This window comes from Umezawaea tangerina (genome assembly GCF_003002815.1).
In the GTDB taxonomy this organism is placed as follows: Bacteria; Actinomycetota; Actinomycetes; order Mycobacteriales; family Pseudonocardiaceae; genus Umezawaea; species Umezawaea tangerina.
In genome coordinates this window covers 756,401-781,133 of sequence record NZ_PVTF01000001.1, presented here as the reverse complement: position 1 = coordinate 781,133, position 24,733 = coordinate 756,401, and the positions used below count along the sequence as shown (strand labels likewise).

Sequence of the window (24,733 nt, the reverse complement as noted above, 5' to 3'; positions counted from 1 at the left end):
GGCGGGGTGGCAGCATCGGCTCGACCTTTCATGAAAGGTCTCGCCCGACGGCACGCGGATCTGGGTCTCCGCAACCGCAGCACCACCCCGTTGGGGTCCTGTCAGTTCTCCCACGCTAGTCGGCGGCCTGACCGCCTCGCAGCATTGGTGTGAACCGATTCCGTGAGGTGGGACCGGCATCACACGCAGCTAGGGCGTCCTCTGCACGGTGGCCAGCGTGCACGTTCCGCGGACGACCGATGGGCGGTGACCCGCGAGAGCGTTGCGCTCCACGGTAGACCGTCCGACACCTTTCGCCACCTCATCAGGGGTGAGAGCTAGGCCATTCTCGTGGTCGCCCGATCACTCGCCGCAGATGGCGCCCACTGTGAGTGATGACACGTCACACCGTTCGGCGACGACAAACCACATCGGTGAGCGATAGGTTCAGGACTCGGGCCACCCGCTCACCCGTGGGGGTCGCGAGGAACCGAAGGCGCCCTGGCCACACACAGCCAGGGCGCTCAGGCTCCCCCGTCGAGCGAGCACGACTCGCACCTACTCCATGAAGTCCTTCAGCTCCTGGGTGTACGGCGGCTCGGCCCCCGCCCTGGTGCACGTGAACGCGGCGGCGGTGCCCGCGTAGGTCAGCGCCTCCACCCACCGCTCCGGCGCCAGCTCCGCCACGGCCGCGGTCGTCAGGGCGTCGTGCTGGTGCAGCCACGCGATCAGCGCGCCCTGCACCGTGTCGCCAGCCCCGATCGTGTCCACGACGGACACCTCGCGCGGCGGCACCCGCAGCACCTCGCCCGCACCGGTCAGCACGGCCAGCCCGTCGCCGCCCCTGGTGAGCACGATCGCCGCGGGACCGGCCTCCCGCCACGTGCGGGCGACCTCCAGCACGGCGTCCTCGGAGGCGTCCTCCGGCAGGTCCGCGAGCCAGCGGGCGTCCTCGACGGACACCTTGAGCAGCCCGACGTGGGGCAGCCACGCCGCGAACCGCTCCCGGTAGGCCGCGGGGTCCGGGATCAGGACGGCGCGGATGTTCGGGTCCAGCACGGTGAGCGCGCCGCGCGCGGCCTCCCGGCGCAGCACCTCCTCGTAGGCGCTCGCACCCGGTTCCAGCACCAGGGAGAGCGTGCCGAACGACACCGCGGTCACGTCGTCGGCCAGCGGGCCGGGGTCGGTCACCAGCCGGTCGGCGGTGCCCTCGACGTAGAACGAGTACCGCGCCGACCCGTCCGGGCCGATGCCGACGACCGCCAGCGTGGTCGGCTCGGGGCCGCGCTGCACGAGGTCCGTGGCGACGTTCGAGTCGTGCAGCCGGTCGATCATCGCCTCGCCGTAGAGGTCGGTCGACACCCGCGAGAGGAACGCCGTGGGGGCGTCGAGCCTGCCCGCGGCGATGGCCACGTTGTACGGGCCTCCCCCGAGGCGGGGCATCAGGTCGGCCAGCCGCCCGGCTGCCGCCGAGGGCGAGGGGACGAGGTCGACCAGCGCCTCACCTGCAACCACGATCACGCGCGTCTCCGTTCTTTCCGCAACCCGTCGAGCAGTAGCTCGGCGAGGGCCGTGAACGCCTCCGAGTCCGTGACGCCCGCCCGCTTGGTCAGCACGCCCGTCTGGATGCCCTCGATCAGCAGCCCCGCCATCTCGGCGAACAGCGTCGCATGGACGTCCCGGAACACGCCCTCGCGGACTCCGTCCTGGATGAACGTCCGGATCCGCTCCGCCGCCGCGCGGGCGTTGCGCTCGTAGGTGGAGCGGGTCGGGGCGAACGCGGACACGTCGGCGATGAACTGGGCGGAGGCGCGGCGCAGCTCGTCGGCGGCTCCGGCGAGGTAGGTGCCGACCCGGCCGCGCACGTCGTCCACGGCCGCCACGCGCTCCTCGATGCGCTCGGCCGCGCCCTTGAAGTACCGGCCGACGACCCGGACGGCCAGCTGCTCCTTGCTCGCCGCGAGCGTGTAGAGCGTGGACTTCGAGCAGTGCAGCCGGGCGGCGAGGTCATCGAGCGTGAGGTGCGCGAACCCCTCCGCCAGCACGAGCGCCTCAAGGCGCGTGAGCAGCTCGGTCTGCCGCCCCGTGAGCGGTCTGCGGACCATGGAGGTCATGGTGCGAACTGTCCCACATGGCTGGCCGCAGTACTGGAGTACGTCCTAGAGTACTGGCACCAGTACTGACCGGAGGTCGTCGATGCCCGCCGAACGCCTGCTGCCCACCACCGAGGCCGAGGACCTGATCGCGCTCGTCCGCGAGATCGCCAGGGACGAGCTGAAGCCGCGCGCCGCGGAGGCCGAGGAGCACGAGCGGTTCCCGCGCGACGTCTTCCGGCTGCTCGGCAAGTCCGGCCTGCTGGCGCTGCCCTACCCCGAGGAGTTCGGCGGCGGCGAGCAGCCCTACGAGGTGTACCTCCAGGCGCTGGAGGAGATCGCGTCGGCGTGGATGTCCGTCGCGGTCGGCACGTCCGTGCACGTGATGTCGGCGTACCCGCTGGCCACGTTCGGCACGCCCGAGCAGCGCGAGCGGTGGCTGCCGGAACTGCTGGAGGGCGACCTGCTCGGCGGGTACGCGCTGTCCGAGACGCACGCCGGGTCCGACGCGGGCGCGCTGTCGACCCGCGCGGTGCTCGACGGCGACTCGTACGTGGTCAACGGGACCAAGGCGTGGATCACCCACGCCGGGGTGGCCGACTTCTACACCCTGATGGCGCGGACGTCCGAAAAGGACATCAGCTGCTTCCTGGCGCCCAGCGGTTCCGGGATCACGGCCGCCGCGCCGGAGCGCAAGATGGGGCTGACCGGATCGGTCACCGCGCAGCTGGTGTTCGAGGACGCGCGGGTGCCCGCGGACCGGCTGATCGGGGCCGAGGGCGACGGGCTGAAGATCGCGCTGGACGCGCTGAACTCGGGGCGGCTCGGCATCGCGGCGTGCGCGGTGGGGCTGGCGCAGGCGGCGTTGGACGAAGCCGTGGCCTACGCGAAGCAGCGGACCCAGTTCGGGAAGCCGATCATCGAGTTCCAGGGGCTGGAGTTCCTGCTCGCCGACATGGCCGCGGGCGTCGAGTCGGCGCGGGCCACCTACCTGGAGGCGGCGCGCAGGCGCGACCGCGGGGTGCCGTTCCAGCGGCAGGCGTCGATCGCCAAGCTCGTCGCCACGGACATGGCGATGAAGGTGACGACCGACGCCGTGCAGGTGCTGGGCGGAGCCGGCTACACCCGCGACTTCCCGGTGGAGCGGTACATGCGGGAAGCGAAGGTGCTGCAGATCTTCGAGGGCACGAACCAGATCCAGCGCCTGGTGATCGGTCGCGCGCTCCGCAAGCTCTAGCGCACGTCCTGGTAGAACGGGTCGACCACGTCACCGACGCCGGTGGCGTGGTTGTACGTGTAGACCTCGCGGCCCTGCACGAACACCCGCAGCGCGCGGCTGAGGACGTCGAGCGGGTCGCCGGACCAGATCACCACGTCGCCGTCGAGGCCGGGCTTGAGGGAGCCGACCCGGTCGTCCAGGCCCGAGATCCTCGCCGGGTTCGTGGTGATCGTGCGCAGCGCGGTCGACCGCTCCAGCCCCTCCTTCACGGCCAGGGTCACCTGGTGCACCAGGAAGTGGATCGGGATCACCGGGTGGTCGGTGGTGATCGCCAGCTCCACGCCCGCGCGCTCCAGGATGCCGGGGTTGCGCAGCGACCGCTCGCGCAGCTCGACCTTGGAGCGGGTGGTGAACAGCGGCCCGATGACGACCGGGACGCCGCGCTCGGCCAGCAGGTCCGCGATCTTGTGGCCCTCGGTGCCGTGGTGGACGACGAGGCGGTAGCCGAACTCCTCGGCCAGCCGCAGGGCGGTGGCGATGTCGTCGGCGCGGTGGCAGTGCTGGCTCCACGGGATCTCGCGGTCGAGCACGCGGACGAGGGTCTCTAGGGTGTTGTCGCGGTCGAACGGCTTGCCCTCGGAGGAGGCGTGTTCGCGGCGGGCCTTGTAGTCCTGGGCCTTGGTGAAGGCGTCGCGGATGACGGCGGCGACGCCCTGGCGGGTGGACGGGATCTTCTTCTGGTCGCCGTAGACGCGCTTGGGGTTCTCGCCGAGGGCGCTCTTCACGCTGACCGGCTCGCGGATCACCATCTCGTCGACGGTGCGGCCCCACATCTTCACGGCGACCGTCCGGCCGCCGATGGGGTTGCCGGAACCGGGCTTGACGACAGCGGTGGTGACACCGCCGGACAGGGCGTCCCGGAAACCGGTGTCGGCCGGGTTGATCGCGTCCAACGCGCGCATCCGGGCGCCGTTGGGGTCGGTCATCTCGTTGGTGTCCTGCCCGGCCCAGCCCTCGCCCTCCTCGTGCACACCCATGTGCCCGTGGGCCTCGACGAAGCCGGGCAGGACCCAAGACCCGGCCGCGTCGACGACCTCGACCCCCTCGGGGATCCCCACGTCGGTCCCGACGGCGACGATCCTGCCGTCCTGGACCAGCACCGTTCCGCCCTCGATGGGATCCCCATCGACCGGCACGACATATCCACCCGTGATAGCGACGTTCATACTTAGCGACGCTAACGGTCAAGGGCGGTCTACGCCAACGGGCGAACTCCCCAGCGGCCCGCCCACGACTCGCCGGGGGCGAGCACGATCAGGTCGACGCCGGAGTTCAGGGCGTCCGGCGGGCACGTCATCGGCTCGACCGCGACCGCGCGACCGCGACCGGGGAAGGCGTCCGGCGTGTAGACCTGGACCCACTTGAACACGGCGTCCGCCCACAGCTCCACGGCCTGCTCGGGGCCGCGCACCTCGTGGTGCACCAGCCCGTCGGGGCCCGGTTCGCAGCCGCCGAACGCGGTGTCCAGCTTGACGCCCTTGAGCGGACGGGGCTCGCGGAAGTCGTACTCCGTGCCCTCGACGTCCTCCGGCGGACCGGTCGGGATCATCTTGTCCGCGTCGACCGGCAGCACGGTGGCCGCGGCCAGCCTGAGGGTGCAGTCGTCGTTCTCGGAGAGCCCGGCCCGCGGGTAGGGGTGCGTGCCGACGCCGAACGGCACCGACCGCTCCCCGACGTTGCTCACCCCGTGCGCGACGGTCAGCCCGTTCTCGTCGACGGCGTAGGAGATCGTCACGTGCAGCGGCACCGGCCACCCCGGCTGCGCGGCGATGGTCGTCCGCAGCGACACCAGCGACCCGGTGTGCTCGACGACGTCCCAGTCCACGTGCCGCACCAGCCCGTGGATCGCGTTCCCGCGAGCGGGCTCCGTGACCTCCAGGACCTGCTTCTCGCCGTCCAGCACCCAGGTGCCGCCCGCGGTCCGGTTCGGCCACGGGACGAGCACCGACCCGGTGCCCATCGGCGGTTCGTCGTCGTAGGTCTCGACGTACGGCACCCCGTCGACCTCGAAGGATCGAAGCCCGGCACCGGTACGCGCGATCACGGCTCGCGTCGCGCCGTAGGAGATCTCCAGCATGGGACGAGCCTAGTGAAGAAATAGGGTGGGCAGATGACCATCTCGCTGCGCGTCATGACCGACGACGAGTCCGCCGAGCTCATGGCGGGCCAGTTCGACGTCTTCCTCGCCGCCCGGATCTCCTCCGGGGAGTCCGAGGAGGTGGCCAGGAGGGTCGCAGAGGACGCGTTCGCGGCGCTGCCGAGGGACGGCGACCGGTACTACGCCGTGGTCGAGGGCACCGAGCGCGTCGGGGCGCTGTGGATCGGCCCGAGCGCGCGCGGCGGGGCGGGAGTCGAGTGGGTGCACTACGTGGAGGTCGTGCCGGAGGCGCGCGGACGCGGGCTCGGCAAGGCCGCGATGCTGCTCGCCCAGCAGGACGCGCGCGCCCACGGCGCCACCGAGCTGGGCCTCAACGTGTTCGGCGACAACTCGGCGGCGCTCGCCGTGTACCGGTCGACCGGCTTCGAGCTCCGGTCCGCGCAGCTGGCCGTGAAGCTCTAGTCCGCGTTCCGGTCGACCAGGCTGCTCGGCCGGTGGGCGACCTCGCGGGCGCGAGGGCTACTTCGCCAGCTTCTCCGGGTCGAACTCCGCCACCTTGCCGTGCGCGAAGTAGTTGATGAGCCACAGCACCACACCCGCGCCCAGCAGGTAAAGCGCGATCCGGTAGTCGGCCCACGGCCGCCCGGACAGCGGGCTCGCCAGGAACGCGCACGTCACCGCGCCCAGCACCGGCACGAACGTCGGCGCCCTGAAGTGCTTGTGGTCGGCCTTCTCCTTGCGCAGCACCAGAACGGCCACGTTGACGACGGCGAACACGATCAGCAGCAGCAACGACGTCGTGCCGCCGAGCGCCGCGATGTCCACGAAGGACACCAGCACCACCGCGATGCCGCTGGTGAACACGATCGAGATCCACGGCGTCCGGCGGCCGGGGTGCACGGTGCCGAAGAACTGCGGGATGATCTTCTCGTTCGACATGCCGTACAGCAGGCGGCTCGCCATCAGCATGTTGATCAGCGCCGAGTTGATGACCGCGAACAGCCCGATCAACGAGAACAGCCAGAGCGGGAACCCCGGCGCCCCGACCGTCACCACCTTCAGCAGCGCCCCGCTGCCGGACTTCGCCAGCTCGTCGGCCGGGATCAGCAGCGACGACGTGACCGCCACCAGCACGTAGATCACCGCCGCGACCCCCATGCCGAGCAGCATCGCCCTCGGGAAGATCCGCACCGGCTCCCGGCACTCCTCGGCCATGTTCACCGAGTCCTCGAAGCCCACCATCGCGAAGAACGCCAGCGCCGTCGCCGACGTGATCGCCAGCATCGCGCTCTGCCCCGGCGCCGGGTCGACCTGCGTCAGCCTGCTCGCGTCACCGTCGCCCTGCAGGACCGCCCAGACGCCGATCGCGATGATGATCAGCAGCCCGGACAGCTCGATGCAGGTCAGCACCACGTTCGCCTTGACCGACTCCGACACGCCCCGGAAGTTCACCACCGCCAGCCCGACGATGAACAGGATCGCCACGAGCGTCGCGGGCACCGCGATCGAGTCCGAGAAGAACTCCCGCAACACCGCCTGCAGGTACGTCTTCCCGAACGCCAGCGCCGCCGACGCCGCCGACGTGATGCCCGAGCTCATCACCGCGAACGCCACCATGAACGTCAAGAACTGGATCTTGAACGCCCGGTTCGTGTACAGCGCCGCCCCGGCCGCCCTCGGGTACTTGCCCACCAGCTCCAGGTAGCTGAACGCCGTCAGGAACGCCACCACGAACGCCAGCAGGAACGGCAGCCACAACGCCCCGCCGATCTTCCCCGCCACGTTCCCCGTGAGTGCGTAGATACCGGTGCCGAGGATGTCCCCGATCACGAAGAAGAGCAACAACTTCGGCCCGATGGCCCTGTTCAGTTCCGGTTGCGCCGGTGCGCTCGTCGCGTCCGCCATGCACAGGAAGTGTGCCCCATCACATCAACCCCAGGTAGCCGCCAAGCCACGGATTGGGCAAGCCTTAAGGTTGATTAGTCCTTTTTACGCACCACCGAAGCACCGGCGAGAAACGGATCCCACCCGGTCGAACGACCTGCACGACCTCTTTGACCAGCGGTCTTGCCCTACGGTCGAAGGATGACTTCGCCACAGGACCTCATCCTGGAGCTCGACCACGAATCAGCGGGCGTCCTGGCCGGCGCCCTCCTGTCCGGCGACCCCTGCGCCATCCCCGTACGCCACAAGCACTCCGGCAAACTCCTCCTCAGCGCACAGTCCGACCACAACAGCGCCTGGCTGTCAGTAAGACTCCGCACCACCCCATGACCAAGCCAACCAAGGCCCCAAGCCCCACCCCGCCCAGCGAAGCCCGGACACCCTGTCCGCCGCAAAGCCCGCATGCCCCGTCGGCGAAGCCGAAGCCCTGTCCGGCGAAGCTCGGATGCCCTGTCCAACGCGCAGCGAGGATGCCCCGTCGGCGAAGCCGATGCCCTGTCCGGCGAAGCCCGGATGCATTGTCCGGCGAAGCCCGGATGCCCCGTCCGCCGCGAAGCTCGGATGCCCTGTCAGGCGCAGCCTGATGCCCTGTCCGACGCGCAGCGAGGATGCCTTGTCGGCGCAGCCGATGCCCTGTCGGGCGAAGCCCGATGCTGGCGTAGCCAGACTTACCCCTGCACCCCGATCCGAAGCCATCTCTATGCCCGCTCAAGCTTGTCAAGATAGCTTCATCGTCTTGACAAGCTTGAGCGGGCATAGAACACTCGGCGAGCGGGGTGCAGGCATGTTGCCCTTAACCCCCACCCCCCAACGAGTGACACCCCCAACCCAATCGGGTACTTGCCCCCACCGCAATTCCCCAACCCCCCGATTCCCCCTTCCCCTCCCGCTACATTCCCCTCCCGAACTCAACGGAAATCGGGGATGCATGTCCGACAGGTGGGGCTTCGAGGAAGCCGACGACTGGGAGTCCGAAGCGCCGGCTCCTCAACGCACCACCGAGGCGCTGGTGGGCCGCCACGCCCCCGTCACGGTGACCGTGACCCCCGACGCCGAGGTCCTCAGCGTCCACCTCACCGACCCGTGGCGCGCTCCCAGGACCCTCGCCACCGCCGCCGCGAGGGCCACCAACGAGGCCGTCGTCCAGGCGCTCGCCTGGCAGGCCGAGCACCCCTCCCCCACCGCCGCTCCCGTTCCCGGCACCACCGAGACCCCCATCACCCCCGAGGACGCCCTCCGCCTCCTCGCCGCCGTCTCCGCCGACCTCGCCGAGTTCACCAAGCGGACGACGGAGGCGGCGACGCCCACCGTTCGCAGCGCGGGCGGCCACGTCACCGCGGTGGGCCGGGCCGGTCAGGTCGTCCAGGTGACGATCGACCCCGCGTGGCTCAACACTGCCCGTGCCTCCGAAGTGGAGTCGGAGCTGCTCGACGCCCTGCGCACCCTCCGCAGGCGCACCGCCGTCGACCGCCCGGAGTCCGGTGCCATCGCCGAGCTGACGTCGCTCCTGCACCACCCCGACGCCCTCCTCCGCCGGGTGGGGCTGACCTCGTGACCGGTATCTCCGTCGCCCTGGACGCACTCCGCTCGGACGCCGCCAAGTGGGTCAGGGCCGCGGACGCGGTCGACGAGCCGCGCGCCGCGGTCGCCGACCTGGTCCTCAGCGGCACCCAGATGTCCAGGACGGCCGACGAGCTGGGCCTCGACCTCACCTACGGCCAGGCCCGCGCCGCCGTCGAGACCATGCTCGACCAGGCCGCGAACCGGTTCCGCGACTTGGCCGCGAGCCTCGTCGCCGCGGCCGACACCTACCAGCGCGAGGACGACCTCGGCATGCACGCCATGAAGAAGATCGGCCGATGAGCGCCCTCGACGACGAGATCCACCGCCAGTCGCGCGAAGCCGGGGCCACCGCCAGGGAGTTCGTCCAGCAGGTCGACACCGTCCTGTCCTGCGTCCCGGAACCGCTGGAGCACCTCGTCGCCCCCGTCACCCGGTCCCTGCAAGCGGTCGCGCTGGGCGTGGACGAGCTGCTGGGCCTGTGCGGGAAGCTCCACGACGAGTGCGGCGACGAGGACCGGCTGCGCGAGGTCGGACTGGACTGGGTCGCGCGGGTCGGCGACGCCACCAAGCGCATCGCCGACGACATCGCACCCGAGCGCTTCCGGTCGCCGGTCGAGTGGACCGGTCGCGCCGCCCGCGCCTACCAGCTGTCGGTGCCGCCCCAGGTGGCCGGGCTCAACGCCGTCAGCGACATCGCGAACCAGATGCGCTCGTCGCTGAACACCCTCGCGAACGCCGTCGAGGCGTTCAAGATGGCGATGGCCTTCGCGCTCGCCGGGTTCGCGGTCGCCGCGGTGGCGGCGCTGGCGGGTGCGATGACGGTCGTGGGCGCGGCACCCGCGACCGCCGCCGTGGCCACGGCGATCGGCGTCTCGCTGGCCCTGCTGGGCGCCGCGATCCCCGCCATGCGGGCCCACGTGAACACCGTGAAGTCCGAGCAGACGCAGCTCCAGCAGCGGATCCACGACCTCGGCAGGACCTGGGCGGAACCGCTGACCGCCGACATGGCCGACGCGAGCGTCGGGGACGGTGACGGCTCCGACTGGCGGCCCGGCCCGTGATCCCGCTGGTGGCGCCTCAGTTCATCGCGATCCCACGGCAGCGGGCGGACCACATCCGCGCCCGGTGCCTCGGCGTCGGCATCCCGATGGTGCTCGCCTGCCTCGCGATCGGCACCCTGCTCGTGGTGTTCGCCGTCCACGACGGCCGCGCGGCCCTCTCCTGGATCTTCGGCGGGGTCTCGACGTTCGCCTTCTCCCTGGCCGCGTTCAGCCTCGCGGGCTCCCGGTCGACCGTGCCCGGCGACCACCTGGACCTGCTGGGCGCGCGGTCGATGCGGCGGCTGCCGTGCGGGATGTGGCTGATGACGATGCCGCTCAGCTTCCTGGGCCTGGCGTTCCTCGGCACGTCGAGGAGCAGGGGGTGGGCGCTGGCCGGGAAGGCACTGGTGATCGTCAGCCCGTCGGTGCTGGCGCTGGCGACCGCCATCGTGTGCGTCAACCTGTTTCGGGCGCCGTTCCACTACGGGCCGGCCCAACCTCCTCCGCCACCTCCGCGGTGGGGCTGAAGCGGTAGTGCCACACGGCGGGCAGCGCGAGCACCGCGATGACCGTGAACACCACGACCAGGACACCACCACCCGTCACGGCGGCACCGGTACCCGCGACGGCGCCGGTGGTGCCGTGCAGCAGGTCGGCCAGGCGCGGCCCACCCGCGACCACGACGATGAACACGCCCTGCATGCGACCGCGCATCTCGTCGGTGGCGGCGTTCTGCATGATCGCGCTGCGGAACACCATGCTGACCATGTCCGCCGCCCCGGCCAGCGCCAGGAACAGCACGGCCAGCCACAGCGAGTGCGACAGCCCGAACCCCGCGATGGCAACACCCCACACCACCACAGAGATCGCCACGCCCGCGCCGTGCCGGTCCATCCTGGTCAGCCAGCCCGACATCAGCCCGCACACCATCGCCCCGAGCGGCACCGCGGCGAACAGCCAGCCGAGCGCGAGCCCACCACCGGGCGGGTCGCCGAAGGTGTTCTCGGCCATCTCCGGGAACAGCGCGCGCGGCATCCCGAACACCATGGCGATGATGTCCAGCAGGAACGACGCGAGCAGCAGCTTCTGCAGACCGAGGTAGCGGAAGCCCTCCAGCACGTCGCGGAACCCGGCGCGGCGGGACTGGCCGCTCAACGGCGGCATCGACGGCAGCTTCCAGACCGCGTAGATCGTGACAGTCAACGCGACCGCGTCCACCAGGTACAGGGTGGACAGTCCGATCACGGGCATCAGCGCGCCCGCGAGCATCGGCCCGAGCACGGCGCCGAACGTCATCACGGTGCTGCCCAACGCCGCCGCGGAGGCCATCAGCTCACCGGGGACGAGCCTGCCGATGACGGCGCTGCGGGCGGGGGCGTTGAGCGCGAAGAACACCTGCTGGAGACCGAGCAGGACGATGATCAGCCACACGGACTCGACGTGGAACGCGGCCTGGAGCCAGAGCAGGACCGACGTGGCCGCGATGCCCGCGTTGGTGACGATCAGGAGCTTGCGGCGGTCCACCGCGTCGGCGACCGCGCCGCCGTAGAGGCCGAACACGAGCAGCGGGACCAGTGCGACGGCGGCCGCGATGCCGACCCAGCCGGACGAGCCGGTGAGGTCGTAGACCTGCTTGGGGACGGCCACCGCGGTGAGCTGGCTGCCGACCGCCGTGACGATCGTCGAGAGCCACAGCCGCCGGTACGCGGCGATCCTCAGAGGTCTGGTGTCGATGGCGACCTTGCGCAGCAGTCCGCTCACAAGTCCTTAGCTTAGGGCAACTAACGACTTGTGAGCGGACCGAGTTGCCGAGGTCACGGGGCTACGCGCTGCAGGTCCCATCCGTCGCGGCCGAGGCGGAAGCGGAGCCGGTCGTGCATGCGGTCGCGGCGGCCCTGCCAGAACTCGACCTCTTCGGGCCGGATGCGCCAGCCGCCCCAGTGCGGCGGGACCGGGACCCGCTCGGAGTCGGCGAACTGCCGCTCGATCTTGTGCAGGGCGCTCTCCAAAGTGGAGCGACCCGTCACGACGCGGGACTGCGGGGAGGCCCAGGCGCCCATCTGCGACCCGCGCGGACGGCTCTCCCAGTACTTCGCCGTCTCGACGGGACCGACCTTCTCGACGGTGCCGCGCACGTGCGCCTGGCGCTGCATGGCGAACCACGGGAACGTCGCCGAGGCGTAGCGGGTGGCCATCAGGTCGTGGCTCTTGGAGGAGGTGTAGTTGGTGAAGAAGACCAGCCCGCGCTCGTCGAGGCCCTTGGCGAGCACGGTCCGGGACGACGGGCGCCCCTCCGTGTCCGCCGTGGCCAGCACCATCGCGTTGGGCTCCGGCAGACCGGCGTTGGTCGCCTGGTCGAGCCACAGCTGCAACTGCTCGTGCCACGTGGCGGCGAGATCGTCCTCCGTGAGCGAACCCTGTTCGTAGGACACGCGCATGGACGGCAGTGCGATGTTCGTCTCCGACATCGGCGAAACCTCCCTGGGAGAACAGGCACTCGTGGCACCCCGTGGGTGGCGACCGTACGGGTTTCGCGGCCCGTGCGGAACCGCCTGGGTGGTGATCCGCCCCACCCGGATCGTCACTGTCCGTGTGATCATCTCTTCGGAATCGAGAACGTGATCGAGTCAGATGATCAGTCGACACGAGAACGCCACCCGGGGTGAACATCCAGTGCCGCGTCGAGCCACCCCTGTGCCGTCACGGCGTCCCCCGCGAGCGCCGTCACGAGGCTGCCGCCGCGGGCCAGCGGGACGAGTGACCACCAATCGTGCGACACCGCCGAAACCGGGTCCTCGCCCCAGCTCAGGACCTCGGTGCCGAGCACCCGGCGACCGGCCAGGTGCGCCGTGCTCGCGTCCAGTTCGGGCACTCCGATCCGCAGCGACTGGTGGAGCAGCGGACCCCCTTCGCGGCGCACCCGGACGGTGCTGACGAGCGACCCCGGCCGTTCATCCGCGCGTCCCAGCACCAGCACCTCGCGGGTCCGCAGCCGCGCTCCGGCGGCCAGCTCCACGGCGAGCTCGGCCTCGTGCCGTGCACGCCCCGTGACGACCGTCGGCTCCGGCACGTACTGCACGCTCGCGCCCTCGCCCGCCGCGATCCGCACCCGCGCACGGCTCCCGCCGGGGAGGTGGCCGGGCAGCGCGAGCGTGGCCGCGACCCCGCGCAGCACCAGGTGCGCGCCCGCCCCGACCTCCACCGCCAGTTCCAGGTCGTCGCCGCCGAGCGGTGCCGTGACGGAGCTGACCAGGTGCACGAGCGCGGGCGCGGCGGCCGACCGGACGCGGCTCCGGTGCGGCACCAGCGTGATCGGTGCCATGGACCGCAGGTCGCGCACGACGTTGCGCCCGTCCGCGTCCCGCTCGACGACCAGCCGCGCCCGAGCCTTCACGCCGGTCCTCTGTGGACGGTGCCGGTCACCCGACCGCCGCCACCGTGCAGTCGTGCAGCTGCTCGACCACCCAGCTCGCGACGTCCGGCGCGTTCGGCGTGGTGACCAGCGACTGGCTGATCACCGGCAGGTCGCCGCGCATCCGGTGGGCGTCGCCCGCCATCACCGCCAGGTCGGCGCCGACCAGCGGGGCCAGGTCGATCTTGTTGATCACCAGCAGGTCCGCCGTCGTGACGCCGGGCCCGCCCTTGCGCGGCACCTTGTCGCCGCCCGCGACGTCGACCACGAAGATCTGCCGGTCGACCAGGCCGCGGCTGAACACGGCGGTCAGGTTGTCGCCGCCGCTCTCGATGATCACGAGCTCCAGGTTCGGGATCCGCTCCTCCAGCAGCTCCACCGCGTCCAGGTTCGCCGTGATGTCGTCGCGGATCGCGGTGTGCGGGCAGCAGCCCGTCTGCACGGCCTCGATGCGGTCGACGGCCAGGACCCCCGCCTTGCGCAGGAAGTCCGCGTCCTCGGTGGTGTAGATGTCGTTCGTCACCACCGCGAGGTTCACGGTGTCGCCCAGCGCCCGGCACAGCGCGGCGGTGAGCGCGGTCTTGCCGCTGCCCACCGGCCCGCCGATGCCGATCCGCACCGCGCGCCCCAGCGGCGCGTGGTGGTGGTGCGGGTCGTGGCCCGCGTCGGTGGGGTCGAAGTTGACCGGGTGTTCGTGGTCAGCTGACAAAGAGACGCACCTCTTCCTGGTGGTGGCGGTCGTGCGCCTCGGCCAGCAGGTCGAGGCCGGGCGCGCCGGGCGCCGGTAGGTCGGACGGGTCGAGGTCGGCGGACTTCGCCGCCGTGGCGGCGACCTCGCGCATCGCGTCGGCCAGCCGGGCGATGACGGCGTTGACGCCGAAGGGGTCCAGGCCGAGCAGTCGGACCGCCGCGCCGGCCGGGCCGCTGACCGCGAGGTAGCAGACGGACAGGGCGGAGTCCTGGGGCTCGCCGCCCGCGAGCGCGGTGAGCGCTCCGAGGACGATCGGGTGGTGCGGTCGGGGTGTGTCCTCCAGCAACCGGTCGAGCACGGGCGACGGCCACGCGCGCAGCCCCGCCCGCGCGGTGCCCCTCCCCTGCGCCCGCGACGACTTCCGCTGCGCGGGCGAGGGCGTGCGGGCGTCCAGCTCGGCGTCGAGCTCCCGCCAGTGCGCCTTTCCCCTGTGCACGGCCGAGGTCGCGGCCGCGGCGAACACGGCGGCCAGCTCGCCCGCTGTGTGCAGCCTGCCGACCAGGAACGCGGCCAGGTCGGCCTCGCCCGTGACGAGCTTGCGCGCGACGGCCTCCTCCAGGCCGCCCGAGTGCACGTGCCCACCGCCGGGGAACCGCGAGTCGGCCAGCAGCAGCCCCGAGACGTCCATCAGAACAGGAAGTAGCGCTGGGCCATGGGGAGCTCGCTCACCGGGTCCGGCTCCACCAGGTCGCCGTCGATGCGCACGGCGAAGCTGTCCGGGTCGACGCGGACGTGCGGCATGGCGTCGTTGAGCAGCATGTCGGCCTTGCCGACGCGGCGGGTGTTCGACACCGGCAGCATCCTGCGCATCAGGTTCAGCCGCCCCGCCAGGTCGGAGTCGACGGCCTCCTGCGACACGAAGTGGAAGCTGTTGGACGCCGCCGCGCTCGGGTACGCGCCGAACATGGGTCGCGCCAGGACCGGTTGCGGCGTCGGGATGGACGCGTTCGCGTCGCCCATCGCGGCCCACGCGATGAAGCCGCCCTTGAGCACCACCGACGGCCGCACGCCGAAGAACTTCGGCTCCCACAGCACGAGGTCCGCGAGCTTGCCGACCTCCACCGACCCGACCTCCCGGTCGATGCCGTGCGCGATGGCCGGGTTGATCGTGTACTTCGCGACGTACCGGCGGGCGCGCAGGTTCGTCTCCAGCTCGCCGCGGCGGCCGTGCATCACGTGCGCGGTCTGCCACGTCCGGATGATCACCTCGCCGACCCGCCCCATGGCCTGGGAGTCCGAGCTGATCATCGAGATGGCGCCCATGTCGTGCAGGACGTCCTCGGCCGCGATGGTGGTCGGCCGGATGCGGCTCTCGGCGAACGCCAGGTCCTCGGCCACCGACGGGTTGAGGTGGTGGCACACCATCAGCATGTCGAGGTGCTCGTCGAGGGTGTTGACGGTGTGCGGCCTCGTCGGGTTCGTCGACGAGGGCAGGACGTTCGGCTCGGACACCACCTGGATGATGTCCGGCGCGTGCCCGCCGCCCGCGCCCTCGGAGTGGTAGGCGTTGATCGACCGGCCGCCGATGGCGTCCAAAGTGGACTCCACGAAACCGGCCTCGTTCAACGTGTCCGTGTGGATCGCGACCTGGACGCCGGACTCGTCGGCGATCCGCAGGCTGGTGTCGATCACGGCGGGCGTCGTGCCCCAGTCCTCGTGCAGCTTGAACCCGCCCGCGCCGCCGACGAGCTGCTCGCGCAGCCCCTCCTCGCTGGTCGTGTTCCCCTTGCCCAGCAGCAGGACGTTGACCGGCATGCCGTCCATCGCGGTCAGCATCCGGCCCAGGTTCCACGCGCCGGGCGTGACCGTGGTGGCCTTGGTGCCCTCCGCGGGTCCCGTGCCGCCACCGACCAGGGTGGTCAGTCCGGACGCCAGCGCCTCGTCCACGATCTGCGGGCAGATGAAGTGCACGTGGCAGTCGATGCCGCCCGCGGTGAGGATCTTGCCGTTGCCGGAGATCACCTCGGTCGACGGGCCGATCACCAGCGCCGGGTCGACCCCGTCCATGACGTCCGGGTTGCCCGCCTTGCCGATGCCGACGATCCGGCCGTCGCGCACGCCGACGTCCGCCTTGACGACACCCCAGTGGTCCAGCACCACGGCACCGGTGATCACGAGGTCCGGCGCGCCCTCGGCGCGGGTCGCCACGCCTTGGCCCATCGACTCGCGGATCACCTTGCCGCCGCCGAACAGCACCTCATCGCCCGCCCCGGCGCCGCGGCTGCGGTCCTCGGTCACCTCGATCAGCAGGTCGGTGTCCGCCAACCGGATCCGGTCGCCGGTCGTCGGCCCGAACAGCTCGGCGTAGCGCGTGCGGTCGATGCCCGTCACAGTTCTCCCGCCCACTCCGGTCGCAGACCCGGCACGACGCGGCGGCCGGTGATGGGCACGAGCACGACCTCGCGCTCGACGCCCGGTTCGAAGCGGACGGCCGTGCCCGCGGGGACGTCGAGGCGGAGCCCCCACGCGGCCTCGCGGTCGAACTCGAGGCCGGGGTTCACCGCCGCGAAGTGGTAGTGCGACCCGACCTGCACCGGCCGGTCGGCCCGGTTCACCACGACCAGCGTCGTGCGCGGCCTGCCGGGGTTCAGCTCCACCGGCCCGTCGCCGGGGATGATCTCGCCTGGACGCAACGCGGCTCCCTCAGCTGATCGGGTCGTGCACGGTCACGAGCTTGGTGCCGTCCGGGAAGGTCGCCTCGACCTGGACGGACTCGATCATCTCCGGGATGCCGGTCTGCACCTGGGCGCGGGTGAGCACGGTGCGGCCGCTGGTCATCAGCTCGCTGACCGTCCGGCCGTCGCGGGCGCCCTCCAGGACGAACGCGGTGATCAGCGCGACCGACTCCGGGTAGTTCAGCAGCACACCGCGTTCGAGCCGCCGACGGGCCACGTCGGCCGCCACGTGGACGAGGAGCTTGTCCCGCTCGTGGGGCGTGAGGTGCATGGCACATGGTCTATCACCTGACCCGCCGGAGGTGCTCGCGCGAAACAGGGCGTTAACCAACCCGAACGGGCGACGGCGGTTCTGAATCGGTGTCTGGATCGTGACCCACGACACCGCTCAGGGCGATTGCCAGGGCGGTGACCTGGGGAGCAGTGTTGCCGGACCGCGCGCGTACGTCGGGCGCGGACGGGGAGGAACGGAGGCGTGCACGAAGTGGTGCAGGAAGCCGAGGACGGGTTCCGTCCTGGCCTGGAGGGCGTCGTCGCCTTCCGGACCGAGATCGCCGAACCGGACCGCGACGGCGGCGCTCTGCGCTACCGCGGGGTCGACATCGAGGACCTGGTCGGCAAGGTCAGCTTCGGCAACGTCTGGGCGTTGCTGGTCGACGGCCGCTTCGGCCCCGGCCTGCCCCCGGCGGAGTCGTTCCCCATCCCGGTGCACACCGGTGACGTGCGGGTCGACGTGCAGGCCGCGCTGGCCATGGTCGCCCCCATCTGGGGCTACCAGCCGCTGCTGGACATCAGCGAGGAGGTAGCCCGCGAACAGCTCGCCCGCGCCTCCGTCATGGCCCTGTCCTACGCGGCCCAGTCCGCCCGCGGCATCGGCAGGCCCGCCGTGCCGCAGTCGCGCATCGACGAGTGCAAGACCGTCACCGAGCGCTTCCTGACCCGCTGGCGCGGCGACCCCGACCCCGCGCACGTCCGCGCGCTGGACGCCTACTGGGTCTCCGCCGCCGAGCACGGCCTCAACGCCTCCACGTTCACCGCCCGCGTCATCGCCTCCACCGGCGCCGACGTCGCGGCCGCCATGTCCGGTGCCATCGGCGCGATGTCCGGCCCGCTGCACGGCGGCGCCCCGGCCCGCGTGCTGCCGATGATCGACGAGGTCGAGCGGACCGGTGACCCCAAGGGGGTGGTCTCCGCCATCCTCGACCGCGGCGACCGCCTCATGGGCTTCGGCCACCGCGTCTACCGCGCCGAGGACCCGCGCGCCCGCGTGCTGCGCCGGACGTGCCTGGCGCTCGGGGCCGAGCGCTACGAGGCCGCCGCGGCGCTGGAGCAGGCCGCGCTGGCGGAGCTGCGCGAACGTCGCAAGGACCGCGCCATCGAGACCAACGTCGAGTTCTGGGCGGCGGTCATCCTCGACTTCGCCCAGGTGCCGCCGCACATGATGCCCGCCATGTTCACCTGCGCCCGCACGGCCGGGTGGGCCGCCCACATCCTGGAGCAGAAGCGCACCGGCCGCCTCGTCCGGCCGTCCGCGAAGTACATCGGTCCAGCGCCGCGCGGGCCGGAGGACGTGGAGGGCTGGTCGTCGATCGCGTGACCCGATGACCCGACGGGGGCCCGGCATCCGTGCCGGGCCCCCGTCGTGTCCGGGGTCAGGTCGGGTGGGCTTGTTCGTCGACCTTCTGCTGTTCGAACACGAACGGCCACTTGCGCTGGTCGGGCAGGCCCTTGGGGCGTTCCGGGGCCCACGGCGGCTTCGGGGTGGTGGCCTGCGGGTCGTCGTCGTGGTCCGACAGCGCCTGCTCGTGCTGTTCCAGCCAGCGGAGCACGCCGCCCTCCGCCACGGCCGCCGCGACCTGCTCCTCGAACCCGCGGCGGCGACTCGGGTCGGCCAGAGCGCGGGCGCACTCGTCGACCAGGGCGGGGGCGTGGTCCATGAGGACGGCGATGGGCATGGTGGCCCTGGTGACCACGCGGCGGGAGCTGTTGCTGGCGTGGCTGCCGTCGCCGCGCACGACGACGTCGCAGTCGCTGGCGTCGCCGGTCGCGCGCTGGGCGACCGCGGTGAAGCCGTCGAAGAAGTCGTTGACCTCCACCTCGATCGCCTCGACCAGGTAGTCGGTCGTCTTCGACGGCTTGTCGTCGCCGACCGCGAGCAGCGGCTCGGTCGGCAGCGTGAGCGTGCCGACCCCGCCCGCCTCGGGCTCGTGGCCGGGGCGCTCGACCAGGATGGTGATGCGCAGCGGTCTGGAGAACAGGGAGCGCTCGGCGGGTGGGGGTGGGGTCGGTTCGGCGGTGGGCTCCGGGGCGACGACGGGGGCGGCGGGCGGTCTGCGCGACGCGCTCCACCTGAGCAGGGCACACCCCGCGATTCCCGTCAGCGCGCTGACGACGAAGAGGACGTAGTGCACGGCCAGCCCCCTGACCTGTTGAAACGTCCATCGTCCCGCACGAGCCGATGCACAGGTGGGCTAATTTCCGGCCGCTCGCGGACACGGAGGGACGCGGAAGACCCGGCGGTGCTCCGAACGTGGACACCGCCGCGGACCGTCCCGGCCTGCCTCTGACAGCGAGTCACGGACACCCCCGAACCGGTCGGTGGGCGGGCACCGGGATGCCCGGCGCCGGTATGAGCGAGATCGATGGCTGCCCGTACAGCTATCGACTTCACGACGGGAAGAGCCGTTTCCGCCCGGCCGTTGACCGGGAGGACGGGACGCGCAGGCCACGACCCACCGCCGACGAGCGCTCCGTCCCGATCCCGGAAGGCAGGCGCACCACAGCATGAGCACCATCAGCATCATCGGAGTGGGGACCATGGCCCGCGCCCTGGGGGCCCTCGCGCTGGCGGGCGGCAACACCGTCGAGGTCGTCGGCCGCGACGCCGCGCGTGCCGTCGAGCTCGCCCGTGCGCTCGGCGACGGCGCCACGGCGGGGACGTTCGGCGCCCGGCCAGCGGGTGACGTCGTCGTCCTCGCCGTGCCCTACGCCGCGGGCGTGCCGCTCGTCACCCGGTACGGGGACGCGTTGAGCGGCAAGGTCCTCGTCGACGTCGCCAACCCGTTCGCCCCCGACCTCGCCGGGCTCCTCACCCACGACCGCACCTCCGCCGCGGAGGAGATCGCGAAGGCGGCACCCGCGGACGCGCACGTCGTGAAGGCGTTCAACACCGTCTTCGGCACCGTCCTGGCCGCCCACCCCGCCGAGGGCCGTCCGCTCGACGTGCTCATCGCGGGCGACGACGGGCCGTCGAAGGCGAGCGTGTCGGCGTTCGTCGAGAGCCTCGGGCTGCGCCCGCTGGACACCGGACCGCTGGCGATGGCGGGCCGCCTGGAGGACACCGCACTCGTGATGATGGGCCTCGGCAGGCACGGCCTGGGCCACTTCGCCTTCTCCCTCGGCGTCCTCGGATGAGCGCCGCCGAAGGAGCGGGAGCGACCACGAAGTACGGGCTCGCCCTTCCGCACGTTGGCGAGCAGGCCACCACCGGGAACATCCGGGAGTTCGCGCTGCGCGCCGAGCGGGACGGCTGGCACTCCCTGTGGACCCTCGACCGGACGCTCTACCCCGTCGCCCCGAGGACGCCCTATCCCGGCAGGCCCGACGGCGTGCTGAGCCCGTCCTACAAGCGGGTGTTCGAGCACCTGACCGTCATGACCTACGTGGCCGCCATCACCGAGCGGATCCGGCTCGGAGTCAGCGTCCTCATCCTGCCCCTCTACAACCCGGTGCTGCTGGGACGACGGCTCGCGACCTTGGACCAGCTGTCGAACGGGCGGGTCACGGCCGGTGTCGGGCTCGGCTGGTCGGTCGACGAGTACGAGGCCGCCGGGACGCCGTTCCGCGGGCGCGGCGAGGCTGCCGAGGAGGTGGTCCGGGCGCTGCGGGCGGTCTGGGGTCCGGACCCCGTCGAGTTCTCCGGCGCGCACCACACGATCCCGGCGTCGTTCATCGGCCCCAAGCCCGTGCAGGACCCGCTGCCGGTCCTGATGGGCGGTTTCGGCCCGAAGGCGCTGGACCGGGTCGGGCGCCTCGCCGACGGCTTCACCGCCGCCGCGGTCGACGTCGACAGCCTGGTCGGGATGATCGGCGCGGTCCGGGCGGCGGCCGAGGCGCACGGCCGCGGCCCGCTGCCCACGGTCGTGCGCGCCAACGTCGAGCCCACCGCGGACGGGTCGGACCTGCCGGAGGAGGGCCGCCTGCTGGTCAACGGCAGCTGGGACCAGATCGCCACGGACGTCCACCGGCTCGCCGCGGCGGGCGTGGACGAGGTCTTCTTCGACCTCAACTACGTACCGGGCGCGGAGGACCTGCGGACCCAGCTGGACATCGCGGGCAGGCTGCGCGACATCGCCGGGCGCGCGGTGGCCGGGCGCGCCTGAGCCCGCGGGCTCCCGGTGTCCACCGATCGGTGGACACCGGGAGTCCATCGTCGGGTCGTCCCTGGTCAGCGGCGCGATCGGCAGACTTCTCGCCATGAGCGCGATACGGGTTCGGGGCCTGCGGAAGGCCTACGGCGGAGTGGCCGCGGTGGACGGGGTGGACCTCGACATCGCGGTGGGCGAGGTGTTCGCGTTGCTGGGACCCAACGGGGCGGGCAAGAGCACGACCGTGGAGATCCTCGAAGGGCACCGGAAGCGGGACGCGGGCGAGGTGGAGGTGCTGGGCGGGGACCCCGGCAGGGCGTCCGCGGCGTGGCGTGGGCGGATCGGGATCGTGCTGCAGTCGGCGACGGACGCGGCGGAGCTGACGGTGCGGGAGGCCGTGCGGCACTTCGCGGGCTACTACCCGGACCCGCGCGACCCCGACGAGGTGATCGAGCTCGTCGGGCTGACCGGGAAGGCGGGGGCGCGGGCCGGACGGCTCTCGGGTGGGCAGCGGCGGCGGCTGGACGTGGCGCTGGGGATCATCGGGCGGCCGGAGCTGGTGTTCCTGGACGAGCCCACGACCGGGTTCGACCCGGAGGCGCGGCGGCAGTTCTGGAGCCTGATCCGGCTGCTGGCGGGCGAGGGCACGACGATCCTGCTGACCACGCACTACCTGGACGAGGCCGAGGCGCTGGCCGACCGGGTGGCGGTGATCGCGGGCGGCCGGATCGTGGCGGAGGGATCGCCGAAGACGCTGGGCGGCCGGGCCACGGCCGAGGCGACCGTGCGGTGGGTCGGGGCGGACGGGCCGCAGGTCCGGCGGACCGCCGACCCGCAGAACCTGATCGTCGAGCTGTCCCGGCACGAGGAGCTGGCCGAGCTGACCGTGGCCAGGCCGACCCTCGAGGACGTCTACCTCGACCTGATCGGGGAACGCGCGTGAGCACCCCGACCACCACCCGCCGTCCACGACCGGATCGGAGCACGAGCATGAGCACCGTCGCCATCGGAGCCGCCCGCGGACGGCTGGAGCTGCGGGAGTTCTTCCGCCGCAAGGAAGCCGTCGTCTTCACGTTCTCGCTGCCCGCGTTCATCCTGGTGCTGCTGGGCAGCGTGTTCAGCGGGGACATGGTCGACGCCGGCGTGTCCATGAGCCAGCTGTTCACGGCCAGCATGGTCGGCGCGGGCATCCTCTCGACCTCGTTCATCACCCTCGGCGTGGGCGTCGCGACCGACCGGGAGGACGGGACGCTGAAGCGGCTGCGCGGCACGCCGATGCCCGCGGCGGCCTACTTCCTCGGCAAGCTGGTGCTGGTCGCGGTGGCCAGCCTGGCCGAGGTCGCGCTGCTGCTGGCGGTGGGCGTCCTGCTGTTCGACGTGGAGCTGCCGACTGACCCGGCGCGCTGGCTGACGTTCGCCTGGGTGTTCGCGCTCGGCGTCGTGTCGTGCTCGCTGCTCGGCATCGCGGCCAGCGGCCTGGCGAAGTCCTCGCGCAGCGCTCCCGCCGTGATGAACCTGCCCTACATCGGGCTCCAGTTCATCTCCGGCGTGTTCATCAACCCGATCGTCGCGCTGCCCGCGGCGATGGTGGGCGTGGCGTCGTTCTTCCCGCTCAAGTGGATCTGCCAGGGCATGCGCTCGGTGTTCCTGCCGGACGGCGCCACGGCGCTGGAGATGGCGGGCGCGTGGGAGCACGGCCTCACGGCACTGGTGCTCGGGGCGTGGTGCGTGGTCGGCTTGGCCCTGTGCCTGGCGACCTTCCGGTGGACCAACAAGTGATCAACCCGTGGCGGCGGATGGCCGCGATGGCCTACGTGGTCGCCGCGGTCATGATCCTGATCGACACCGCCCCGATCGCCCACCGGCTCGGGGCGGTCGGCCTGGGGGTGGCGTGCGCCGCCTGGCAGCACTGGTTCGGGCCGGACGCGACGTCCTGGCGGCACGAGCACCGGCCCGGCCGGGGAGCCGCCTACCTGTCGGTGATGTTCGTCCTGTTCTCGACGGCGGTGTGGCTGACGAACGCCTCGGCGTACCTGCTGTTCGCGCTGATGGTGCAGGTCTACATGGCGCTGCCGCTGTGGATGGCGCTCGTCCCCGCGGTGGTGTTCTCGCTGGTGCCGTGGGTCCGGTCGTTCGGCGAGGCCGACTGGGTGCAGGACTACCTGCCGATCGTCGCGCTGATCGCCGTGCTGTCGCAGATGTTCGCCTGGGCGATCACCACGATCCTGGACAAGACCCGCGAGCAGGCGCAGCTCGTCGAGGAGCTGCGCCGCACGCAGGCCCTCAACGAACGGCTGTCGCACGAGGCCGGGGTCGCGGCCGAGCGGGAACGGCTGTCCGGCGAGATCCACGACACGCTGGCTCAGGGGTTCACCAGCATCGTCACCCTCGTGCAGGCCGCGCAGGGCAACCCGGCGGGCGCTCCCAAGCTGCTGGACCTGGCGCTGCGGACGGCACGGGAGAACCTGGTCGAGGCGCGCGCCCTGGTGGCCGCGCTGGCGCCCACGGCGCTGAGCGGGTCGACGCTGGTCGAGGCGATCGGCAGGCAGGCCGACCGGCTGGGCGAGGAGGCGGGCGTCGAGGTGCGGCACCGCACGACCGGCGAGCCCGCGCCCCTGCCGACGTCGGTCGAGGTGGTGCTGCTGCGGGCGGCGCAGGAGGCGTTCCACAACGTGCGCAAGCACGCCCGCGCGAACGCGGTGGAGGTCGAGTTGGCGTACGAGGAGGACGTGGTGCGGCTGTCGGTGCACGACGACGGGCAGGGGCTCGGGGACAGCGCGGAGGGGTTCGGGCTGCGCGGGATGCGGGCGCGCGCCGAGCAGGTCGGGGGCGCGCTGGACGTGTCCGGGTCGGACGGCACCACGCTGACCGTGCGGGTGCCGCGGTGATCCGGGTGCTGCTGGCCGACGACCACCCGGTCGTCCGCCAGGGCCTGCGCGGGATGCTCGAGGCCGAGGACGACCTGACCGTGGTCGGCGAGGTGTCCTCGGGCGCGGAGGCCGTCGAGTTCGTCGCGAACGACCCGCCGGACGTGGTGCTGATGGACCTGCGGATGCCCGGACTGGACGGGGCGTCGGCGACCGCGCGGATCGTCGCTTCGGGATCCCGGAGTCGCGTGGTCGTGCTGACCACGTACGAAACGGACACCGACATCCTGCGCGCGGTCGAGGCGGGCGCCGCCGGGTACCTGCTGAAGGACTCCACGAGGGACGAACTGGTCACCGCGATCCGCGGCGCGGCACGCGGCGAGACCGTGCTGGCACCCTCCGTGGTCGGCAAGCTCGTCGGCCGGGTCCGCACCCCGGCGCGACCGGCGCTGTCCGCGCGCGAGGTCGAGGTGTTGCGGCTGGTCGGACGGGGTCTGTCCAACGCGGAGATCGGCCGCGAGCTGTTCATCGGCGAGGCCACGGTCAAAACCCACCTGCTGCGCGTGTTCGGCAAGCTCGGTGTGTCCGACCGCACAGCGGCGGTCACCACGGCGATGGAGCAGGGTGTTCTCTGACGAGTGACCGCGGACACCCGGATGTCACGT

General features: G+C 71.9%; 28 protein-coding genes. 14 read left to right on the top strand and 14 right to left on the bottom strand.

Annotation, left to right across the window (positions count from 1 at the left end; translation table 11 throughout):
• Window positions 1-537 precede the first annotated feature (537 nt).
• Window positions 538-1,500, bottom strand: a complete 963-nt coding sequence (locus CLV43_RS03730) for a carbohydrate kinase family protein (protein WP_106185495.1) — start codon at window positions 1,498-1,500, stop codon at window positions 538-540.
• Window positions 1,497-2,093, bottom strand: a complete 597-nt coding sequence (locus CLV43_RS03725; RefSeq protein WP_106185494.1) for a TetR/AcrR family transcriptional regulator — start codon at window positions 2,091-2,093, stop codon at window positions 1,497-1,499. The genes CLV43_RS03730 and CLV43_RS03725 overlap by 4 nt, the downstream gene beginning before the upstream one ends.
• Window positions 2,094-2,175: 82 nt before the next feature.
• Here CLV43_RS03725 and CLV43_RS03720 point away from each other — a divergent pair, with 82 nt between their 5' ends.
• Window positions 2,176-3,309 (top strand): acyl-CoA dehydrogenase family protein, encoded by a 1,134-nt coding sequence (locus CLV43_RS03720; RefSeq protein ID WP_106185493.1) that lies wholly within the window; start codon window positions 2,176-2,178, stop codon window positions 3,307-3,309.
• On the opposite strand, the gene CLV43_RS03715 is transcribed toward CLV43_RS03720, so the two are convergent.
• Together CLV43_RS03715 and CLV43_RS03710 are read right to left on the bottom strand one after the other, a co-directional pair.
• Complete coding sequence (locus CLV43_RS03715) at window positions 3,306-4,517, bottom strand: amidohydrolase (RefSeq protein WP_106185492.1); 1,212 nt, start codon at window positions 4,515-4,517, stop codon at window positions 3,306-3,308. The two genes, CLV43_RS03720 and CLV43_RS03715, sit on opposite strands and share 4 nt — an antisense overlap.
• Before the next feature lie 29 nt (window positions 4,518-4,546).
• Window positions 4,547-5,428: an aldose 1-epimerase family protein gene (locus CLV43_RS03710; protein WP_106185491.1), complete on the bottom strand. Its 882-nt coding sequence runs from the start codon at window positions 5,426-5,428 to the stop codon at window positions 4,547-4,549.
• Between the two features lie 33 nt (window positions 5,429-5,461).
• On the opposite strand from CLV43_RS03710, the gene CLV43_RS03705 reads away from it, so the two are divergent.
• Window positions 5,462-5,911 carry a GNAT family N-acetyltransferase gene (locus CLV43_RS03705; RefSeq protein WP_106185490.1) on the top strand — a complete coding sequence of 150 codons (450 nt, stop codon included), beginning with the start codon at window positions 5,462-5,464 and terminating at the stop codon, window positions 5,909-5,911.
• A 57-nt stretch (window positions 5,912-5,968) separates the two neighbouring features.
• Here CLV43_RS03705 and CLV43_RS03700 read toward each other — a convergent pair whose 3' ends face one another.
• Entirely contained in the window at window positions 5,969-7,354 is a 1,386-nt protein-coding gene (locus CLV43_RS03700; protein ID WP_106185489.1) for an APC family permease, read from the bottom strand.
• 180 nt (window positions 7,355-7,534) lie between these two features.
• Between CLV43_RS03700 and CLV43_RS03695 the strand changes: the two genes are divergently transcribed.
• The 5 genes from CLV43_RS03695 (at window position 7,535) to CLV43_RS03675 (ending at window position 10,523) form a co-directional block, all read left to right on the top strand.
• Window positions 7,535-7,723 carry a hypothetical protein gene (locus CLV43_RS03695; RefSeq protein ID WP_106185488.1) on the top strand — a complete coding sequence of 63 codons (189 nt, stop codon included), beginning with the start codon at window positions 7,535-7,537 and terminating at the stop codon, window positions 7,721-7,723.
• A gap of 598 nt (window positions 7,724-8,321) precedes the next feature.
• A complete protein-coding gene (locus tag CLV43_RS03690; RefSeq protein WP_106185487.1) occupies window positions 8,322-8,948 on the top strand; it encodes a hypothetical protein in 627 nt (208 codons plus the stop codon).
• Entirely contained in the window at window positions 8,945-9,256 is a 312-nt protein-coding gene (locus tag CLV43_RS03685) for a hypothetical protein (RefSeq protein ID WP_106185486.1), read from the top strand. The genes CLV43_RS03690 and CLV43_RS03685 overlap by 4 nt, the downstream gene beginning before the upstream one ends.
• Window positions 9,253-10,017 (top strand): WXG100-like domain-containing protein, encoded by a 765-nt coding sequence (locus tag CLV43_RS03680; protein WP_106185485.1) that lies wholly within the window; start codon window positions 9,253-9,255, stop codon window positions 10,015-10,017. Before CLV43_RS03685 ends, CLV43_RS03680 begins: the two co-directional genes overlap by 4 nt.
• 8 nt (window positions 10,018-10,025) lie before the next feature.
• Window positions 10,026-10,523: a hypothetical protein gene (locus CLV43_RS03675; protein ID WP_146174630.1), complete on the top strand. Its 498-nt coding sequence runs from the start codon at window positions 10,026-10,028 to the stop codon at window positions 10,521-10,523.
• Here the strand turns inward: CLV43_RS03675 and CLV43_RS03670 are convergent.
• From CLV43_RS03670 to CLV43_RS03635, 8 genes are all read right to left on the bottom strand, one after another.
• Complete coding sequence (locus tag CLV43_RS03670) at window positions 10,453-11,757, bottom strand: MFS transporter (RefSeq protein ID WP_106185483.1); 1,305 nt, start codon at window positions 11,755-11,757, stop codon at window positions 10,453-10,455. The genes CLV43_RS03675 and CLV43_RS03670 overlap by 71 nt on opposite strands.
• Window positions 11,758-11,810: 53 nt before the next feature.
• Window positions 11,811-12,464 (bottom strand): pyridoxamine 5'-phosphate oxidase, encoded by a 654-nt coding sequence (pdxH, locus tag CLV43_RS03665; RefSeq protein ID WP_106185482.1) that lies wholly within the window; start codon window positions 12,462-12,464, stop codon window positions 11,811-11,813.
• 167 nt (window positions 12,465-12,631) lie between these two features.
• Window positions 12,632-13,390 carry an urease accessory protein UreD gene (locus CLV43_RS03660; protein WP_106185481.1) on the bottom strand — a complete coding sequence of 253 codons (759 nt, stop codon included), beginning with the start codon at window positions 13,388-13,390 and terminating at the stop codon, window positions 12,632-12,634.
• Window positions 13,391-13,415: 25 nt separating this feature from the next.
• Window positions 13,416-14,117 carry an urease accessory protein UreG gene (gene ureG, locus CLV43_RS03655; RefSeq protein ID WP_106185480.1) on the bottom strand — a complete coding sequence of 234 codons (702 nt, stop codon included), beginning with the start codon at window positions 14,115-14,117 and terminating at the stop codon, window positions 13,416-13,418.
• Entirely contained in the window at window positions 14,107-14,787 is a 681-nt protein-coding gene (locus tag CLV43_RS03650) for an urease accessory protein UreF (RefSeq protein WP_106185479.1), read from the bottom strand. Before CLV43_RS03650 ends, ureG begins: the two co-directional genes overlap by 11 nt.
• Window positions 14,787-16,490, bottom strand: a complete 1,704-nt coding sequence (locus CLV43_RS03645) for an urease subunit alpha (RefSeq protein ID WP_106185478.1) — start codon at window positions 16,488-16,490, stop codon at window positions 14,787-14,789. The genes CLV43_RS03650 and CLV43_RS03645 overlap by 1 nt, the downstream gene beginning before the upstream one ends.
• Window positions 16,487-16,792, bottom strand: a complete 306-nt coding sequence (locus CLV43_RS03640; protein WP_106185477.1) for an urease subunit beta — start codon at window positions 16,790-16,792, stop codon at window positions 16,487-16,489. Before CLV43_RS03640 ends, CLV43_RS03645 begins: the two co-directional genes overlap by 4 nt.
• A 10-nt stretch (window positions 16,793-16,802) precedes the next feature.
• The gene (locus CLV43_RS03635; RefSeq protein WP_106185476.1) at window positions 16,803-17,105 is read right to left on the bottom strand and encodes an urease subunit gamma; all 303 of its coding nucleotides are present in this window, start codon (window positions 17,103-17,105) and stop codon (window positions 16,803-16,805) included.
• A gap of 213 nt (window positions 17,106-17,318) precedes the next feature.
• On the opposite strand from CLV43_RS03635, the gene CLV43_RS03630 reads away from it, so the two are divergent.
• Window positions 17,319-18,431: a citrate synthase 2 gene (locus tag CLV43_RS03630; RefSeq protein WP_211304242.1), complete on the top strand. Its 1,113-nt coding sequence runs from the start codon at window positions 17,319-17,321 to the stop codon at window positions 18,429-18,431.
• 55 nt (window positions 18,432-18,486) lie between these two features.
• Here the strand turns inward: CLV43_RS03630 and CLV43_RS03625 are convergent, their stop codons facing one another.
• Window positions 18,487-19,245, bottom strand: a complete 759-nt coding sequence (locus CLV43_RS03625) for a hypothetical protein (RefSeq protein ID WP_106185474.1) — start codon at window positions 19,243-19,245, stop codon at window positions 18,487-18,489.
• A 373-nt stretch (window positions 19,246-19,618) separates the two neighbouring features.
• Between CLV43_RS03625 and CLV43_RS03620 the strand changes: the two genes are divergently transcribed.
• From CLV43_RS03620 to CLV43_RS03595, 6 genes are all read left to right on the top strand, one after another.
• Entirely contained in the window at window positions 19,619-20,248 is a 630-nt protein-coding gene (locus CLV43_RS03620; protein ID WP_106185473.1) for an NADPH-dependent F420 reductase, read from the top strand.
• Window positions 20,245-21,216 (top strand): LLM class F420-dependent oxidoreductase, encoded by a 972-nt coding sequence (locus CLV43_RS03615; RefSeq protein ID WP_106185472.1) that lies wholly within the window; start codon window positions 20,245-20,247, stop codon window positions 21,214-21,216. The genes CLV43_RS03620 and CLV43_RS03615 overlap by 4 nt, the downstream gene beginning before the upstream one ends.
• Window positions 21,217-21,310: 94 nt before the next feature.
• The gene (locus CLV43_RS03610) at window positions 21,311-22,144 is read left to right on the top strand and encodes an ABC transporter ATP-binding protein (RefSeq protein WP_106185471.1); all 834 of its coding nucleotides are present in this window, start codon (window positions 21,311-21,313) and stop codon (window positions 22,142-22,144) included.
• A 47-nt stretch (window positions 22,145-22,191) separates the two neighbouring features.
• The gene (locus tag CLV43_RS03605) at window positions 22,192-22,980 is read left to right on the top strand and encodes an ABC transporter permease (RefSeq protein ID WP_106185470.1); all 789 of its coding nucleotides are present in this window, start codon (window positions 22,192-22,194) and stop codon (window positions 22,978-22,980) included.
• On the top strand, window positions 22,977-24,089 hold the full coding sequence (locus CLV43_RS03600; protein ID WP_106185469.1) for a sensor histidine kinase: 1,113 nt from the start codon (window positions 22,977-22,979) through the stop codon (window positions 24,087-24,089). The genes CLV43_RS03605 and CLV43_RS03600 overlap by 4 nt, the downstream gene beginning before the upstream one ends.
• Window positions 24,086-24,703 (top strand): response regulator, encoded by a 618-nt coding sequence (locus CLV43_RS03595; protein ID WP_106185468.1) that lies wholly within the window; start codon window positions 24,086-24,088, stop codon window positions 24,701-24,703. Before CLV43_RS03600 ends, CLV43_RS03595 begins: the two co-directional genes overlap by 4 nt.
• Window positions 24,704-24,733: the final 30 nt, after the last annotated feature.

What these genes read in the sequence shown, in the direction of transcription:
- CLV43_RS03605 (WP_106185470.1), top strand. Translation starts at nt 22,192, where the DNA reads ATGAGCACCGTCGCCATCGGAGCCGCCCGCGGACGGCTGGAGCTGCGG.
- CLV43_RS03650 (WP_106185479.1), bottom strand. Translation starts at nt 14,787, where the DNA reads ATGGACGTCTCGGGGCTGCTGCTGGCCGACTCGCGGTTCCCCGGCGGT.
- CLV43_RS03690 (WP_106185487.1), top strand. Translation starts at nt 8,322, where the DNA reads ATGTCCGACAGGTGGGGCTTCGAGGAAGCCGACGACTGGGAGTCCGAA.
- CLV43_RS03725 (WP_106185494.1), bottom strand. Translation starts at nt 2,093, where the DNA reads ATGACCTCCATGGTCCGCAGACCGCTCACGGGGCGGCAGACCGAGCTG.
- CLV43_RS03620 (WP_106185473.1), top strand. Translation starts at nt 19,619, where the DNA reads ATGAGCACCATCAGCATCATCGGAGTGGGGACCATGGCCCGCGCCCTG.
- CLV43_RS03700 (WP_106185489.1), bottom strand. Translation starts at nt 7,354, where the DNA reads ATGGCGGACGCGACGAGCGCACCGGCGCAACCGGAACTGAACAGGGCC.
- CLV43_RS03680 (WP_106185485.1), top strand. Translation starts at nt 9,253, where the DNA reads ATGAGCGCCCTCGACGACGAGATCCACCGCCAGTCGCGCGAAGCCGGG.
- CLV43_RS03715 (WP_106185492.1), bottom strand. Translation starts at nt 4,517, where the DNA reads ATGAACGTCGCTATCACGGGTGGATATGTCGTGCCGGTCGATGGGGAT.
- CLV43_RS03695 (WP_106185488.1), top strand. Translation starts at nt 7,535, where the DNA reads ATGACTTCGCCACAGGACCTCATCCTGGAGCTCGACCACGAATCAGCG.
- CLV43_RS03610 (WP_106185471.1), top strand. Translation starts at nt 21,311, where the DNA reads ATGAGCGCGATACGGGTTCGGGGCCTGCGGAAGGCCTACGGCGGAGTG.
- pdxH (WP_106185482.1), bottom strand. Translation starts at nt 12,464, where the DNA reads ATGTCGGAGACGAACATCGCACTGCCGTCCATGCGCGTGTCCTACGAA.
- CLV43_RS03615 (WP_106185472.1), top strand. Translation starts at nt 20,245, where the DNA reads ATGAGCGCCGCCGAAGGAGCGGGAGCGACCACGAAGTACGGGCTCGCC.
- CLV43_RS03705 (WP_106185490.1), top strand. Translation starts at nt 5,462, where the DNA reads ATGACCATCTCGCTGCGCGTCATGACCGACGACGAGTCCGCCGAGCTC.
- CLV43_RS03710 (WP_106185491.1), bottom strand. Translation starts at nt 5,428, where the DNA reads ATGCTGGAGATCTCCTACGGCGCGACGCGAGCCGTGATCGCGCGTACC.
- CLV43_RS03720 (WP_106185493.1), top strand. Translation starts at nt 2,176, where the DNA reads ATGCCCGCCGAACGCCTGCTGCCCACCACCGAGGCCGAGGACCTGATC.
- CLV43_RS03635 (WP_106185476.1), bottom strand. Translation starts at nt 17,105, where the DNA reads ATGCACCTCACGCCCCACGAGCGGGACAAGCTCCTCGTCCACGTGGCG.